Annotated in this window: 1 rRNA gene; it reads left to right on the forward strand. The window is 57.3% G+C overall.

What is annotated here, in order from left to right:
• Positions 1-253 (forward strand): 16S ribosomal RNA (locus ACTHSA_RS10860); the annotation flags it as partial.

Genomic DNA, 253 nt, shown 5'->3' on the forward strand with positions numbered 1-253 from the left:
GTGTATAAGAGACAGCCTACGGGTGGCAGCAGTGAGGAATTTTGCGCAATGGCCGCAAGGCTGACGCAGCAACGCCGCGTGGGTGAAGAAGGCCTTCGGGTCGTAAAGCCCTGTCAGGTGGGAAGAATATCCCTGTGGTGAATAATTGCGGGGACTGACGGTACCACCAGAGGAAGCACCGGCTAACTCCGTGCCAGCAGCCGCGGTAATACGGAGGGTGCAAGCGTTATTCGGAATTACTGGGCGTAAAGCG

The organism is Neisseria sp. P0008.S002 (genome assembly GCF_051962805.1).
In the GTDB taxonomy this organism is placed as follows: Bacteria; Pseudomonadota; Gammaproteobacteria; order Burkholderiales; family Neisseriaceae; genus Neisseria; species Neisseria perflava.